12 protein-coding genes and 1 pseudogene are annotated in these 14,628 nt (G+C 75.4%); 8 read left to right on the forward strand and 5 right to left on the reverse strand.

What is annotated here, in order from left to right:
* Positions 1-3 precede the first annotated feature (3 nt).
* The 6 genes and pseudogenes from ACFW47_RS03570 to ACFW47_RS03595 all read left to right on the forward strand — a co-directional run.
* Positions 4-1,311, forward strand: a pseudogene (locus ACFW47_RS03570) (O-antigen ligase family protein); the annotation flags it as partial.
* 449 nt (positions 1,312-1,760) lie between these two features.
* Positions 1,761-3,536 carry a murein biosynthesis integral membrane protein MurJ gene (gene murJ / locus ACFW47_RS03575; protein ID WP_386304609.1) on the forward strand — a complete coding sequence of 592 codons (1,776 nt, stop codon included), beginning with the start codon at positions 1,761-1,763 and terminating at the stop codon, positions 3,534-3,536.
* Between the two features lie 73 nt (positions 3,537-3,609).
* Complete coding sequence (locus ACFW47_RS03580) at positions 3,610-4,299, forward strand: polysaccharide deacetylase family protein (protein WP_386285794.1); 690 nt, start codon at positions 3,610-3,612, stop codon at positions 4,297-4,299.
* 1 nt (position 4,300) lies between these two features.
* The gene (locus ACFW47_RS03585; protein ID WP_386285796.1) at positions 4,301-5,461 is read left to right on the forward strand and encodes a glycosyltransferase; all 1,161 of its coding nucleotides are present in this window, start codon (positions 4,301-4,303) and stop codon (positions 5,459-5,461) included.
* The gene (locus tag ACFW47_RS03590; RefSeq protein WP_386285798.1) at positions 5,458-6,189 is read left to right on the forward strand and encodes a lipopolysaccharide biosynthesis protein; all 732 of its coding nucleotides are present in this window, start codon (positions 5,458-5,460) and stop codon (positions 6,187-6,189) included. Before ACFW47_RS03585 ends, ACFW47_RS03590 begins: the two co-directional genes overlap by 4 nt.
* A 65-nt stretch (positions 6,190-6,254) precedes the next feature.
* Positions 6,255-7,364 (forward strand): GNAT family N-acetyltransferase, encoded by a 1,110-nt coding sequence (locus tag ACFW47_RS03595; protein WP_386304611.1) that lies wholly within the window; start codon positions 6,255-6,257, stop codon positions 7,362-7,364.
* 28 nt (positions 7,365-7,392) lie between these two features.
* Here the strand turns inward: ACFW47_RS03595 and ACFW47_RS03600 are convergent, their stop codons facing one another.
* On the reverse strand, positions 7,393-8,583 hold the full coding sequence (locus ACFW47_RS03600; protein ID WP_386304613.1) for a glycoside hydrolase family 26 protein: 1,191 nt from the start codon (positions 8,581-8,583) through the stop codon (positions 7,393-7,395).
* A gap of 141 nt (positions 8,584-8,724) precedes the next feature.
* Between ACFW47_RS03600 and ACFW47_RS03605 the strand changes: the two genes are divergently transcribed.
* Positions 8,725-10,017, forward strand: coding sequence for an ATP-grasp domain-containing protein (locus tag ACFW47_RS03605; RefSeq protein ID WP_386304614.1), 1,293 nt, complete (start codon positions 8,725-8,727; stop codon positions 10,015-10,017).
* Between the two features lie 73 nt (positions 10,018-10,090).
* Here the strand turns inward: ACFW47_RS03605 and ACFW47_RS03610 are convergent, their stop codons facing one another.
* The 3 genes from ACFW47_RS03610 to rdlA form a co-directional block, all read right to left on the reverse strand.
* On the reverse strand, positions 10,091-10,879 hold the full coding sequence (locus ACFW47_RS03610) for a chaplin (protein WP_386285806.1): 789 nt from the start codon (positions 10,877-10,879) through the stop codon (positions 10,091-10,093).
* 136 nt (positions 10,880-11,015) lie between these two features.
* A complete protein-coding gene (gene chpD, locus ACFW47_RS03615) occupies positions 11,016-11,243 on the reverse strand; it encodes a chaplin ChpD (protein ID WP_386286114.1) in 228 nt (75 codons plus the stop codon).
* A gap of 290 nt (positions 11,244-11,533) precedes the next feature.
* Positions 11,534-11,926: a rodlin RdlA gene (gene rdlA / locus ACFW47_RS03620; protein ID WP_386285808.1), complete on the reverse strand. Its 393-nt coding sequence runs from the start codon at positions 11,924-11,926 to the stop codon at positions 11,534-11,536.
* A gap of 262 nt (positions 11,927-12,188) precedes the next feature.
* Between rdlA and rdlB the strand changes: the two genes are divergently transcribed.
* Positions 12,189-12,581, forward strand: coding sequence for a rodlin RdlB (gene rdlB / locus ACFW47_RS03625; protein WP_210964599.1), 393 nt, complete (start codon positions 12,189-12,191; stop codon positions 12,579-12,581).
* 81 nt (positions 12,582-12,662) lie between these two features.
* Here the strand turns inward: rdlB and ACFW47_RS03630 are convergent, their stop codons facing one another.
* Positions 12,663-14,591 (reverse strand): AMP-dependent synthetase/ligase, encoded by a 1,929-nt coding sequence (locus tag ACFW47_RS03630; RefSeq protein ID WP_386304615.1) that lies wholly within the window; start codon positions 14,589-14,591, stop codon positions 12,663-12,665.
* Between the last annotated feature and the right edge of the window lie 37 nt (positions 14,592-14,628).

A 14,628-nucleotide genomic window follows, 5' to 3' on the forward strand; every position in this document is an offset into this window, starting at 1 on the left:
GAGGTGGCCCACGCCCTGCCCCTGGCGTCCACGGCGCGCGTACGACGGCGGCTGCCGCCCGTGCTGGCCGTGGTGGCGGTCGTCGCGCTGCTCGCCCTGCCGGTCGCGGGTGACGGCGCGGACGGCGCGCACCCGGCGGACGCGGCCTCGGGGCTGGCGGTGCTGTACTGCGCCGTCCGGCTGGTACGGGACCGGCGGCGCCCCCTGTCCGGGAGGGCGGCCGCGGTGCTGGGGCTGCCGGTGCTCGGTCTCGCCGTCGCCGCCGCGGGCGCGCTGTCGCCGGGGGCGGGGTTCACCGGCCTCGGCCGCTGCCTCCAGGTCTTCGTCCTCGTCCCCGCCGCCGTGCTGCTGCTGGTCCGGGACCGCGGTGACGTGCGGCTGCTCGCCTGGTCGATGGTGGGGCTCGCGGCGTGGCAGGGAGCGGTCGGCGTCCACCAGTACGTCACCGGGACCGGGGCCTCCTACCAGGGCGAGCAGGTCCGGGCCGTGGGCACCTTCGGGCCACAGGACGTGATGGGCATGGCCACGGTGGTCTCCCTGGGCCTGGTCTGTGCGGTGGGGCTGGCGCTGGGCCGGACGCCGGTGCGGCAGCGGCTGCTCGCCGCGGGGTGCGCGCTCGTCCTGCTGCTGCCGCTGGCCCTGTCGTTCAGCCGCGGGGCGTGGATCGCGACGGCGGTGACGTGCGCGGCGCAGCTGCTGTGCGCCGGGGTGCGCCGGGCGCTGGCGGTGGGCGCGGCCGTGGTGGCGGCGGGCGTGGTGCTGGTGGGCGGGTTCGGGGTCGGCACGGTGATGCTCCAGGAACGGCTCGGCAGCATCACCCGGGTCGCCGACGCGCCGGACCAGTCGGTGACCGACCGGTACACCATGTGGGCGGCGGCCGTCGGCATGTGGCGTGAGCGGCCGCTGACGGGCGTCGGGCTGAAGGGCTTCCCCGAGCACCGCGACGGGCACGCCTCGCTGGCGCTGTCCTCGGGCAGCGAGACCGACGGCGCCGGCGCGGGCTACCGCAGGCAGCCGCTGCTGTCCCCGCACAACATGTACCTGCTGGTCCTGGCCGAGCAGGGGCTGATCGGGCTGCTCGCGCTCGCGGGGAGCTGGCTGGCGCTGCTCGTGCTCGGGCTGCGGAGGCTGCGTGCGGCGCGGCGTTCCGGGCGGGCGGGGCAGGACTGCGCGCTGGTCGCCTGCGGGCTGCTGGTGTGGCAGCTGACCGACTTCGCGTACGCCGACATCGGCGGGCCCTCGACCGTGCTGACGGCGGTGTGCTTCGGGCTGGCGGCGTGGTGGGGGCTGGGGGACGGTGCGGGAACCGCGGCCCGAACGGGGACGCGGGCCGGCGCCGGGGACGGGGCGGGGACCTGGGCCGGAGCAGCCGCGGACCCCGGGCTCGCGACGGTGCCGCGGGCCGGTGCGGAACGCGGGCCGAGTCGGGAACACGGCCCGGGTACGGAGCACGGCCCGGGTACGGAAGACGACCCGGGTACGGAACACGGCCCGGGTACGGAACACGGCCCGGGTACGGAACACGGCCCGGGCGAGGAACGCGGTCCCGGTGCGAGACGCGGCACCGGCACACCCCGCACCCCGAGCGCGGAGCCCGTGCCGCGCGCCGAAGCAGTGCCGCGCGCCGGCCGCCGGCCCGGTGGGAAGCCCCGGTCGGGACGGTGGCCCGCGGTGGGTCCGGTTCTCCGCGCCGTCTTGGGAGCGAGGACCGGCGCGCGCCGCCACCGCCCCGGCCCGGGCCCCGGGGAGGTGCCGACCCCGTGAAGACTTCCGCAGTAAACCCCCCGGACGAGGCGGCGGTGCCCGCGGCCCGGAGCGTCGACACTCAGGAGACCGAGGCCGCCGTGCCCGCCGAGGGCCGGCCCTCCTCGGGCCTCCTCGCCCGTGCCGCGCTGCTCACGGCCGTGCTGTCGGTGGCCGGGTCGGTGCTCGGGCTGGTCCGCGACCAGGCGCTGGCCCGGCTGTTCGGGGCCGGGCGCGAGACGGACGCCTTCCTGGTGGCCTGGACGGTGCCGGAGTTCGCGGCGACGCTGCTCATCGAGGACGGGCTGGCCTTCGCGCTGGTGCCGATGTTCAGCCTTGCCCTGGCCCGCCGCGCGCAGGGCACCGCCCCCGGCGACCCGGTCCGCGCGCTGGTCGCCTCCACCCTGCCCCGGCTGGCGCTCGCCTTCGCCGCGGCCGGCACGCTGGCCGTCGTCGCGGCGCCGGTGCTGGTGCGGGCCCTGGCCCCCGGCCTGCCCGACCACGCCCTGGCCGTCGACTGCACCCGCCTGACCGCCACCTGCGTCGTGAGCTTCGGGCTGGCCGGGTACTGCAGCGCCGCCCTGCGCGCGCACCGCCGGTTCCTGGCACCGGCGGCGATCTACGTCGCCTACAACACCGGCATCATCACCGCGATGTTCGTGCTCGGCGGGCGCTGGGGGGTGCGCTCGGCGGCCGTCGGGGTCGCGGTCGGCGGCGTGCTGATGGTGGCGGCGCAACTGCCGTCACTGCTGGGGCAGCTGCGCCACCGGGACGGCACCGGCACGGCCCGGACCGCGATCACCGCCACGGACGGCCCCGCCCCGGCCCGCCGCCTCGCCCTCGCCCTGTTCGGCACCGTCCTGCTCTTCGCCCTGTGCCGGCAGTCCCAGGTCGTCATCGAGCGTTTCCTCGCCTCCGGGCTCCCTTCCGGCGCCATCTCGCACCTGAACTACGCGCAGAAGGTGGCCCAGATCCCGATGACCCTGTCGCTGATGCTGTGCACGGTCACCTTCCCGGTGGTGGCGCGGGCGGTGGCCGACGGTGACACCGAGCGGGCCCGCGACCGGGTGGAGGGGGACGTGGCGCTGGCCGCCGGGCTGGTGCTGCTGGGCACGGCCACGGTCGTGGCCTGCGCACCGCAGATGATCCAGCTGCTCTTCCAGCGCGGCGCGTTCACGGCCGCCGACACGGCCGCGACGGCGGGCGTGATGCGCGTGTACGCCCTCGGACTGCTCGGCCAGACGGTGGTGGGCGCGCTGGCCCGCTCCTACTTCTCGGCGGGCCGCGCCAGTTGGTACCCGCTCGGCGCGATGGCCGCCGGCATCGCCGCCACCGCCGGCATCGGCGCCTTCGCCGTCGTCCCGTGGGGCGTGGCCGGGATCGCCGCCGCCAACGCCGTCGGCATCACCGTCACCGCCGCCCTGCTGCTCGCCGGGATGGGTCCGCGCAGCGTCCCCGTGCGCGTGCCGCGCGTCCTCGGCGACCTGGGCCGGCCGGTACCGGCGGCGGTCGGGGCGACGGTCGTGGGCGCGCTGGTCGCGGACCGGTTCACCGGTCCCGGCGGCTCCCCCGCCGTCGCCCTGGCCGCCGGTGCCGCGGCCGTCGCCGGCGTCTTCGCCGTCCTCGGCCTGGCCCTGGGCGTCCAGGGCGTCGCTCCCGCCCTGGGTTCTGTCCGCCGTTCCCTCCGCCCCGTCACACGAAGGCTCCCGCATGGCCGCATCAGCTTCCGCTTCCGCTTCCGTCTCCGCCTCCGTCCCGGCTCCCGCCTCCGCCGTCTCCGCCGGTACCGCTGACTTCCGCGCCCGCACCGGCCCCCGTACGCGCACCGGAGCCGCCACCCGCCCCGACACCGTTCCCTGGGTGGCGATGTACCACTCCGTAGGCGACGTCTCCGACGACCCGTACCGCGTCACGGTCACGCCCGAGCGGCTGGACGCGCAGCTCGGCTGGCTGCGCCGGCGCGGTCTGCGGGGGGTGTCCGTGGCCGAGTTGCTGGCGGCGCGGGCCCGCGGCGAGGGCCGGGGCCTGGTCGGGCTGACCTTCGACGACGGGTACGCCGACTTCGTCGAGCACGCCCTGCCCTGTCTGAGCCGCCACGGCTGCGGGGCCACCCTGTTCGTACTGCCGGGGCGGCTCGGCGGCGACAACGCGTGGGACCCGCTGGGCCCGCGCAAGCCCCTGCTGACCGCCGACGGCATCCGGCACGCCGCGGCCCAGGGCGTCGAGATCGGCTCGCACGGCCTCACCCACATCGATCTGACCGAGGCGGACGGCGCCACGCTGAAGGCCGAGACCGCCGGGAGCCGGGCCCTGCTCACCGAGCTGACCGGCGCCCCGGTCACCGGCTTCTGCTACCCCTACGGCACGGTCGACGCGCGTGCCGCCGACGCCGTACGGGCCGCCGGGTACACCTACGCCTGCGCCATCGACCCCGGACCGCTGACCGGCCCGCACGCGCTGCCCCGCGTGCACGTGGGGCAGCGGGACACGGCCGTACGGCTGCTGCTGAAGACCCGGCTGCACCGCCTGCGCCGCCGTGCCGCGACGGGGGTGTGAGGTGAAGGCCCTGCACGTCATCACCGGCCTCGGCGTGGGCGGCGCCGAGCAGCAGCTGCGGCTGCTCCTGCGCCACCTCCCCGTCGACTGCGACGTCGTGACGCTCACCAACCCGGGCCCGGTCGCCGACGGTCTGACGGCCGACGGCGTCGACGTCGTCCACCTGGGCATGGCCGGCAACCGCGACCTGGCCGCGCTGCCCCGCCTGACCCGGCTGATCCGCACCGGCGGCTACGACCTGGTCCACACCCACCTCTACCGGGCCTGCCTCTACGGCCGCCTCGCCGCCCGCCTGGCCGGCGTACGCGCCGTCGTCGCCACCGAACACTCCCTCGGTCACTCCCAGATGGAGGGCCGCCCGCTCACCCCGGGCGTCCGCGCGCTGTACCTGGCCGGGGAGCGGCTGGGCAGCGCCACGGTCGCCGTCTCGCCCACCGTCGCCGACCGGCTGAAGCGGTGGGGCGTACCCGCGCCCCGCATCGAGGTCGTCCCCAACGGCATCGACCTGGCCCGCTTCCGCTTCGATCCGGTCGCCCGCCTGCGCACCCGCCGCCGCCTCGGCCTGCCCCAGGACGCGTACGTCGTCGGCGGCGTCGGCCGGCTCACCCCGGGCAAGCGGTTCGACGTGCTGGTCCGCGCGCTGGCCCGGCTCCCGGACGACTGCTGGCTGCTGCTGGTCGGCGGCGGCCCCGAGGAGCACGTCCTGCGCCGTACCGCCCGCGAGGCGGGGGTCGCCGACCGCGTCCTGCTCACCGGCGAACGCCCCTACGTCCCCGACGGCTCCCCCGGTCCCGACCTGCCCTCGCTCGCCTCGGCGATGGACGTGCTCGCCGCGCCGTCGGCCGAGGAGGCCTTCGGCCTGGCGGTCGTGGAGGGCCTGGCGTCGGGGCTGCCGGTGCTCTACTCGTCCTGCCCGGCGATCGAGGACCTGCCCCCGGACGCCGCGCCCACGGCCCGGCGGGTCACCGGCGGTGCGGAGGACTACGCCCGCGCGCTCGCCGGGGTACGCGCCGCCGCCGGACCGGGCCCGGGGCCGCGTTCCGCGCCCGAGGCCGCCCGCCACTACTGCGTCACCCGCAGCGCCGCCCGGCTGGTGGACGTGTACGCGGCCGCCCTGACGCACCCGTTGTCCCCGGCACTGAAGGGAGTCAGTTCCGCATGACCGAGTCCATGACCCGTCCCCCGGCCGAGGCCGCGGCACCCGCGGCACCGGACGAGGAGGCCGCCCCGCCCTCCCGTCCCCGCCGCGCGCTCGCCGCCCTGCGTCCCGTCCTGCGCCGCGTCCGCGCCCTGCCGCCGTGGTCCGCGCTCGTGGCCGGGGTCCTCGGCGGGGGGCTGCTCGGCGCCGGCTACGGCCTGGTCACCACCGCGCAGTACTCGGCGACCAGTTACGTCGTCGCCGTCCCCGCCGACGCGTCCGACCCGGCGTCCGCGCTGGGCTTCGCGCAGGCCTACGGCCGGGTCGCCACCCAGCTCGCGGTGCTCGGGGACGCGCAGATGCACGCCGGGGTGCCGGTGGCGACCCTGGAGGAGAGCGTGCGCACCGCGACCTCGCCGGACGCGCCGATGGTCTCGGTGACGGCCACCTCCTCCCGCCCGGTGGAGGCCGCCGACATGGCCAACGCGGTCGCCCTCGCGCTGACCCGGCACGCTGCCGCGTCCGCCGACGACACCCACGTGGAGCTGCGGCAGTTCGCGCGCGCCACCGAGCCGGCCGAGCCGTCATCGGCGCCGGCCGCCGTGACCGGGCTGGTCGGCGCGAGCGCGGGCGGGCTGCTGGGCGGCCTGGCGCTGCTGGTCCGCCCGCGCCGGGCCGCGCGGGAGTCCGGCCGCGCGGCGGCGCCCGTGCCCGGTCCCGCCCCGGCCGCCGACGTCCGCGGACAGCTGTGACGACGTACCCGGCGACGCACCGGGCGCCGTGCCCGAGCGCGCACCCGCCGCCGTGCCCGCCGCCGGTGTACACGACGGAACTGGTCACCGACGAGGACCGCTTCGGCGCGCTGGCCGCGGACTGGGGCCGGCTGTACCACCGGTGCGCGGCGGCGACCCCGTTCCAGAGCCATGCCTGGCTGCACGCGTGGTGGCGGTCGTACGGGGTGCCCGGCCGGCTGCGGGTGCTGCTGGTCCGCGACGGCCGCGAACTGGTCGCCGCCGCGCCGCTGACCCTCGTACGGCGCCCGGTCCCGGCGCTGGTGCCGCTGGGCGGGGCGATCTCCGACTACGGGGACGTCCTGCTGGACGACGGACGCGGGGACGCCGCGGTGGCCGCGCTCGCCGGGGCGCTGTCCCGGGCGGCCCGCACCGCGCTGATCGATCTGCGCGAGGTACGGCCGGGCGCCGCCGCCGAGCGGGTCTGGGACCGCTGGCGCGGGCCGCGGCGCCGGGTGCCCGACTCACTGTGCCTGGAACTGCCCGCAGCGCCCCTGCCCGAGCTGATCGCCCGGCTGCCCTCGGCCAAGTCCCGGCAGCGGGTCCGCGCCAAGCTGCGCAGGCTCGACGCGCTCGGTGTCGTCAGCCGCACCGTCCCGCCCGGCGAGGTGGACCCGGCGCTGCGCCGGCTGCTGGAACTGCACCAGCTCCAGTGGCAGGGGCGGAAGGTGACCGGCGAGCACCTGCGGACGCGGTTCCGCGACCACCTGGTGCGGGCGGTGGGGCCGATGGTGCGCTCCGGGGACGCGGTGGTCACCGAGTTCCGGATGGACGGCGAGGTGGTGGCCGTGGACGTGACACTGCTGTCGCGGCGGCTGGCGGGCGGCTACCTGTACGGCGCCCATCCCCGGCTGCGGGAACGGAAGGCGGACGTGGCCGTGATGCTGCTGGACGCGTGCGCGGAGCACGCCCGGGCGCCGGGGCGCTCCACGCTGAGCCTGCTGCGGGGCGACGAGGCGTACAAGCATCACTGGCGTCCGGAGCCGGTGGCGAACCAGCGGCTGCTGCTGGCCCGGCGGCCCACGGCCCCGCTGCTCACGGCGGCCCTGTGCGACGCGGCCGCGCGCCGGCGGGGCAAGGAGCTGCTGCGGCTGTGGCGGGAGCGGAAGGAGGGCACCGGTGGCGGCGGGAACTGACCGGCCCCGCCGCCCCCGGTGCGGGCGGCTACTTGTGGCGCGAGTACCAGTCGAGGCGCATGCAGAGCTTCCCGCCGAGCCAGTACTCGACCCAGTCGCCGAGGTTCAGCGGCGAGCAGTCGGCGGCGGGCTCGGGCGCGGTGGGCGCCGTGGGGGTGGTCGGCTCCGGGGCCTCGGGCGCGGGCTCGTCGGTGCGGCCGAAGAGCACGGACCGGTAGACGGCCGTGGACCGGGGGTTGTCGTCGCACTGCCACACGCCGTGCGGGCAGTAGTCGGTGAGCGTGTTGTACACGGGTTTGTGCTCGTCCATCCAGGCGAGCATGCGCCGCATGTACTCGGCGTTGTCGCCGTTGCGGAACAGTCCCCATTCCGGATAGGAGATGGGCTTGCCGTGCGCCTTGGCGAAATCGACGTGCGCCTGGAGCCCGTAGGGCTCCGTCACCTGTTCGTCGAACGGCATTCCGCGCGGCTGGTCGTAGGAGTCCATGCCGATGATGTCGACCGTGGCGTCCCCCGGATAGCACTCGGTCCAGGGAATGGCGTCCCGGCCGCGGCTCGGCGTGAAGTCGAAGCGGAACTTCTGTCCCGGCACCGCGCGCATGGTGGTGACGATCCTGTTCCAGTACGTCTTCCAGGCCTCGGGGTCCGGCCCGCAGCGGTGGCTGTACGTGGTGCCGTTCATCTCCCAGCCGAGCACAAGGACCGTGTCCGGCACGCCCAGTTCGACCAGCCGTTCGGCGAGGGCGCGGTAGTGGTGGTCGAAGCGGCCGGCGGCGCCCTGGCGCAGGAGGGCGCGCACCTCGTCGTCGTCGAGCCCTTCCTCGTTGCGCGCCATCATGGGGACGTTGAGGACGAGCATCCGGTCGGCCTCGCGGGTGCGCCAGTCGGCCCACACGTCGAGGAAACCGGGGGCGCCCGCGATGTTGCTCCAGCGGTCGCCGGGCAGGTAGGTGTGCCCGACGCTCAGTTCCGCGCCGCCCAGCCAGTGGCTCAGCTCCGCCATCCGGGCCACGCCGCGCGGGCCGTAGTCGAGGTAGGCGCCGAAGGCGGGGGCGGCGGCCGCCGCCGGTGCCTGGGCGGCCGGCGGGGCCGGTGCGGGTGGCGGCGGTTCTCCGGCGGCGACCTGGGGGCCCGCGGCCAGCAGGGCCGCCGCCGCGAGCACCGCCGCCACCGCGTACGCCGGCCGCCCCGGCCGGGTCCGTGTCCGACGTACGGCCATGCCGGCTCCTTTCCTCGCCTTGAGTGAACGCATTACTGACACTCAGTCATATGAAATGCCATCACGCCACCGCGGTTACGGCTTTCGAGTGGGCCGATCGCCCGCTTCGGTGACCCGGAACGAAAACGAAGGAAGTCTCCCGTGTCGCTTTTCGACACCCGCGTCCCCGCCGTTCTGCTGCGGACCGACCGGAATCCCTTTCACCACGGAACACTGGGTGCCGTGCGTTCGCTCGGCCGCGCGGGCATCGAGGTGCACCTGGTCGCCGACTGCGCCGGGAGCCCGGTCGGAGCCTCCCGCTATCTGAGCCGGCTGCACACTCCCCCGCCGCCCGGTGCGTCGCCCGCCGACGTCGTGGCGACGCTGCGCCGGGTCGCCGCGCGGGTCGCCCGGCCCGCGGTGCTGATTCCGATGGACGACGCGTGCGCGGTCGCGGTGGGGCTGGCTCGGGCCGAGCTGGCGCCCCGGTACCTGCTGCCGGACCTGCCCGGCGCGCTGCCCGGGCGGGTGGCCGACAAGGCGGAGCTGGCGGGTGTGTGCGCGGCGCTGGACGTGCCGCACCCCGAGACGCTGGTGCCGGACGGGCCGGACGACGCCGCCCGCGCCGCCTGGCGGCTCGGGCTGCCGGTGGTGGCCAAGTGGAGCCGGCCCTGGCTGGTGCCGCCGGGCGCCGGCCTGCGCAGCACCGCGCTGGTGCGGTCGGCGCGGGAGGCGCGGGAACTGTACGCACGGGCCGAGGAGGCCGGCAGCCGGCTGCTGCTCCAGGCGTTCCTGCCGCCGGGGCCGGACCGCGACTGGTTCTTCCACGGCTACGCCGACCGTTCGGGCGCGCTCCGCGCGGGCGGGCCCGGCCGCAAGACCCGCGCCAGGCCGCGGGGCGCCGGTCTGACGGCGGTCGGGCGCTGGACGCCGAACCCGCGGGTGCAGGCGCTCGCCGAGCGGATCACCGGCGAGCTGGGCTACCGGGGCATCCTCGACCTCGACTTCCGCCGCTGCGGGACGACGGGCCGCTACCACCTGCTCGACTTCAACCCGCGTCCGGGCGCCCAGTTCCGGCTGTTCACCGACACCGCCGGGCTGGACGTCGTACGCGCCCTGCACCTGGACCTGAGCCACCGCCCGCTGCCGGACGGGGCGCCCCGTCCGGGGCGGGCCTTCGTGGTGGAGAACTACGCGCCGCTGAGCGCCCTGCGTCCCACACCCGAGGGACGCGAACTGGCCTGGCACGCCCCGGACGACCGGGCGCCCGGCCGGGCCCTGTGGACCCTGTGGGGGCGCCACGTGGCCGCCCGCCTCCTGACCCGCCCGCACCGCCGGCCCCGCCCCCACCCGGGCACCCCGGCACCGGCCCACCCACGCGTCGTACGCCAGGCGCCGGCGCCCTCCCCCGACCGCGCGGACCGTGCGGAGGAGGACAGGGCGGGCAGCCACTGAGGCGCCCGGCCACCCGGGCAGCACCGCGCCCCCGGTCGACCGTGCGGGGTCGGCCGGGGGCGTCGGGGGCGGGTCAGCGGCGGGCGGCCGGGCGGCTGCGCCGGTACAGGATCGCGCCGGCGGCGATCAGCCCGGCGCTGGCGGCCGCCATGCCCGCCATGGCCTCGCTGCCGGTCTCCGCGAGGACCGGCGGCTGCTCCTCGTGCGGAGACGGCGGGGTCTCCTCCTCGCCCGCGGGCGGCGGGGTCTCCTCCTCGCCGGACGGCGGGGGCTCCTCCTCCTCGGCCGGGGGCGGCGGCTTCTCCTCGGTGGGCGGAGTCGTCGGGGGCGGCGGCTCCTCCTCGCCGTATCCGGGCGGCTCCTCCTCCTGCTGCTGGTCGCAGGAGTTGCCGAAGACCGGGTTGAGCGCCGCGATCACGTCGACGGTGTTGCCACAGAGGTTCACCGGCACGTCGACCGGCACCTGCGCGGCGTTGCCGGAGCCGACGCCGGGCGAGCCCACGGCCTCGCCGTCCGCGACGGCGCCGGAGGCGGTGCCGACGTCGTCGGCGTGCGATCCGCCGTACCCGCCGTCCTGGTCCGAACCGTATCCGGAGCCGGAGTCGCCGGTGTGCTCGTCCGAGCTGTTCTCGCACTCGTTGCCGAAGGCCGGGTTCAGTGCGGCGATCACGTCGACGGTGTTGCCGCAGGCGTTCACCGGCACGTCGACCGGGACCTGGACGGCGTTGCCGGACGCGACGCCCGGCGAGTTCTTGGCGGCTCCGTCCGCATGCGAGTCGGCAAGGGCGGGGCTGCCGCACAGGGAAAGGATGCCCGTCGCGGCGGCTGCCGCGACCATCCCCCTGCTCAGGGTCTGTCGCACTCTGGTTGTCTTCCTGCTGGTAGAGATGGCTGGAGTACCGGCTGCGGACAAGCCTTGAGAAAGAGGGAAAGCCGGCCCCGAACCAAGCGAGTTGGTCAAGGCCGGCCGTGACGCAGCCGGTCCGTGCGGAACGACGTCAGTCGTTCTCGCACGCGTTGCCGAACGCGGGGTTCAGGGCGGCGATGACGTCCACCGTGTTGCCGCACACGTTGACGGGAACGTGTACGGGAACCTGGACGAGGTTGCCGGACAGGACACCCGGGGAACCGACGGCGGCGCCCTCGGCACCAGCGTCGGCGAAGGCCGGGGCGGCCATACCGAGGGCCAGGATGGCGCCCGCGACGACAGCAGCGCTCTTCTTCATGAACTTTCCCTTCTCTGCGGTCATGCCTGAATGACGGCCGAAACCGCGCGAGCACAGCATTGACGGCTCGCACCATGACCTGCAGCCTGCAAACGAGGAATTGACGGCCGGGGAAACTACCGAACGTGGGACACCGGAAAATTCACCCGGATGCATCACGACACAGTCCGACCGTTCCCCCAGGAGAGCGACGACGTCATTCCGCTCGCCCGGCGAAAAGCCCGGCCCGGTCACGGCACGGGCGGCCCGCGGGGAAGTCAGCGGGCCGCCCGTGCCGGGCGGGGTACGGCTCAGCCCTCGCTGTTCGCCGACAGCACCGACAGGTCCTCCAGGACGTGCGAAATCGCACCGTCCCGCTTGGCCTGCGTGGAGTTGTCCGCGCACTGCTGCGCCAGGTCGTCCGACAGGATCGGCACGTCCTGGATCGGCACGATGTTGATGACGGCGACGTTGATGTCCTCGAGGCCGACGCACGGCTTGTTCAGCGTGCCCTCGACCAGCGACAGCTGCGGGCTCATGTCGCCGTCGGTCGCCGAGTTGCCGAACGACGACGAGGCGCCGTTGCCGTTGGCCACGGCCGGCCCGTTGTCGTCCCCGATGGCCAGGGCCTGAGGGGCGGCAGCAGCGGACATGCCGATCACAGAAGCGGCAGCCGCCGCGGCGACCATTGCCTTCTTGAGCACTTCGCGTTCCTTTCGTCGTAGCGACGCACTGTCCTACGGCCTCATCAACCCGGTGCGGAGTGATTGGTTGCGGGCGTTCACCCGGTTGGCCCGCACGGCATCTCGAAACCCCTGGAAAGGACGCCGGGAAATGGCGGGGAAACACGGACCCGTACACATTTCCCCGTGTCCGCCGACAGAGTGAACGGGAGAAACCCGGCCGCGTACACGGAGTTGACCAGGGCGCTCCGGTGGACGGGGTTTTTCAGAAAGGACTGGCCAAATGATCAAGAAGGTAGTCGCCTACGCGGCGATCGCCGCCTCCGTCATGGGCGCCTCCGCTGCCGCGGCCCCGCAGGCGATGGCGATCGGCGACGACAGCGGCCCCGTCTCCGCGAACGGCAACGGCGCCTCGCAGTACTTCGGCAACTCGGCGACCCACGGCAACATGAGCCCGCAGATGGCGCTCATCCAGGGCTCGTTCAACAAGCCCTGTATCGCGGTCAGCGACATCCCGGTCAGCGTCATCGGCCTCGTGCCGATCCAGGACGTGCCGATCCTGTCGGACGAGCTGACCCAGCAGTGCGCCGAGAACTCCACGCAGTCCAAGCGCGACGGCGCGCTGGCCCACCTGCTGGAGGACGTCTCGATCCTCTCCTCCAACGGCGAGGGCTGACACCGGTCGAGGGGCGGGCCGCCGGGCGCATCGGCGGCCCGCCCCTTTCGCGTGCCCGGCTGTCGGCCGGTGCCGCGAGCGTCAGTGCCCCGGCGCGGCGTACAGCGCCTCGATCTCGTCGGCATAGGCGGCCACCGCGGCCTGCCGCTTCACCTTCAGGGACGGGGTGAGCAGGCCGTTCTCCTCGGTGAACTCGCCGTCGACGATGCGGAAGGCGCGGATGGCCTCGGCGCGGGAGACGGCGGCGTTGGCGTGGTCGACGGCCTTCTGGACGTCGGCGCGCATCCGCACGTCCCGGACGAGCTCGGACAGCGGGGTGTCGGCGGGGAGCTTGCGGACCGCCAGCCAGTGGGCGACGGCGTCCGGGTCGAGGGTGACCAGGGCGGCGACGAAGGGCCGGTTGTCGCCGACGACGAGGCACTGCGCGACGGGCGGCCGGCTGCGCAGGCGGTCCTCCAGGACGGCCGGGGAGACGTTCTTGCCGCCCGAGGTGACCAGGAGGTCCTTCTTGCGCCCGGTGATGGTGAGGTAGCCGTCGTCGTCGAGGGAGCCGAGGTCGCCGGTGGCGAACCAGCCGTCGGTGAGGGCGGCGTCGGTGGCCCCGGGGTTGTTCCGGTAGGCGCCGAAGACGATGCCGCCCTTGACCAGCACCTCGCCGTCGTCGGCGATGCGCACGGCCGCGCCGGGGATCGGCGGGCCGACGGTGCCGGGGCGGGGGCCGAGCGGCGGGACGATGGTGGCGGCGGCCGTGGTCTCGGTGAGGCCGTACCCCTCGTAGACCATGATTCCGGCGGCGTAGAAGAACAGGTTGAGGTCGCGCTCCAGCGGGGAGCCGCCGCTGATGGCGTAGCGCATCCGGCCGCCGAGCTCCGACCGGACCCGGCGGTAGACCAGCAGGTCGTACAGGGCCCAGCCGGCCCACAGGGCGGGGGCGGGGCCCTTGCCGCGGCCGAGGAAGCGTTCCAGGTGGGCCGCGCCGAAGCGGACGGCGAGGCGGTGGGCGCGTTCGAAGGAGGCGCCGCGGCCCATCTTCTCGGCGGTCGCGCGGCCCGTGTCGTGGATCTTCTCGAAGAGGTAGGGAACACCGACCAGGAAGGTCGGGCGGAACTCCTTGAGCGCCGGGCGGAGTTCGTCGGGCTTGATGCTCGGGAAGTGGCCCAGCTCGATGCGGGCCAGCAGGCAGGCGATCTGGATGGTGCGGCCCAGGATGTGGGCGAGGGGCAGGAAAAGGAGGGTCGAGGCGGTCTGGCCGGTGACCTCCTTGAAGATCGGGTGCAGCAGTTCGACCGTGTTGGCGGCCTCGGCGTGCAGGTTGGCGTGGGTGAGGACGCAGCCCTTGGGGCGGCCGGTGGTGCCGGAGGTGTAGCAGACGGTCGCCACCGACTCCGGGGTCAGGGCGGTACGGCGCTTGGTGACCTCCTCGTCGGTGACGCCCAGGCCGAGGGCGGTGAGGTCGGCGAGGGCGCCGGCGTCGAGTTCCCAGGCGCGCGGGCGCTCGTCGTGTCCGGCCGTGGCGGCCACGACAGTGGCGGTGCCCGCGGCGGTCTCGGTGACGACGTGGCGGGCGCCGGAGTCGCGGACGATCCATTCGACCTGGTCGGCGGAGGAGGTGGCGTACACGGGGACGGTCTGGCCGCCGGCCGTCCAGATCGCGAAGTCGAGGACCGTCCACTCGTAGCGGGTGCGGGACATGACGGCGACCCGGCCGCCGGGTTCCAGACCGGCGGCGATCAGGCCCTTGGCGACGGCGGTCACCTCGCGGGCGAACTCCGCCGCGGTGACCGGCTCCCAGACGCCGTTCACCTCGCGGCGCAGGACGACGGCGCCGGGCGCCTCGGCCGCGTTGGTGAACGGGATGTCGGCGGTGCTGCCCGTGGTGGGGCGGGACGCCAGGGGCGCGGTGCGGGCCTCGCGGACGGTGCCGTGCGCGTCCCGGACGGTCTCGGTCCGCGTCCGGGAGACCAGGTCCCCGCGCTGCCTCGCCCGTTTCAGGTCCCTGCGTACGCCCATGTCGGCTCCCGGTCGCGGATCGGAGTGGTGTTGCGCT

Source organism: Streptomyces sp. NPDC058796 (genome assembly GCF_042745235.1).
In the GTDB taxonomy this organism is placed as follows: domain Bacteria; phylum Actinomycetota; class Actinomycetes; order Streptomycetales; family Streptomycetaceae; genus Streptomyces.

Excerpts from the sequence above, each read along its gene's own strand:
- ACFW47_RS03590 (WP_386285798.1), top strand. The coding sequence starts at position 5,458 with ATGACCGAGTCCATGACCCGTCCCCCGGCCGAGGCCGCGGCACCCGCG.
- ACFW47_RS03580 (WP_386285794.1), top strand. The coding sequence starts at position 3,610 with ATGTACCACTCCGTAGGCGACGTCTCCGACGACCCGTACCGCGTCACG.
- ACFW47_RS03600 (WP_386304613.1), bottom strand. The coding sequence starts at position 8,583 with ATGGCCGTACGTCGGACACGGACCCGGCCGGGGCGGCCGGCGTACGCG.
- chpD (WP_386286114.1), bottom strand. The coding sequence starts at position 11,243 with ATGAAGAAGAGCGCTGCTGTCGTCGCGGGCGCCATCCTGGCCCTCGGT.
- rdlB (WP_210964599.1), top strand. The coding sequence starts at position 12,189 with ATGATCAAGAAGGTAGTCGCCTACGCGGCGATCGCCGCCTCCGTCATG.
- ACFW47_RS03630 (WP_386304615.1), bottom strand. The coding sequence starts at position 14,591 with ATGGGCGTACGCAGGGACCTGAAACGGGCGAGGCAGCGCGGGGACCTG.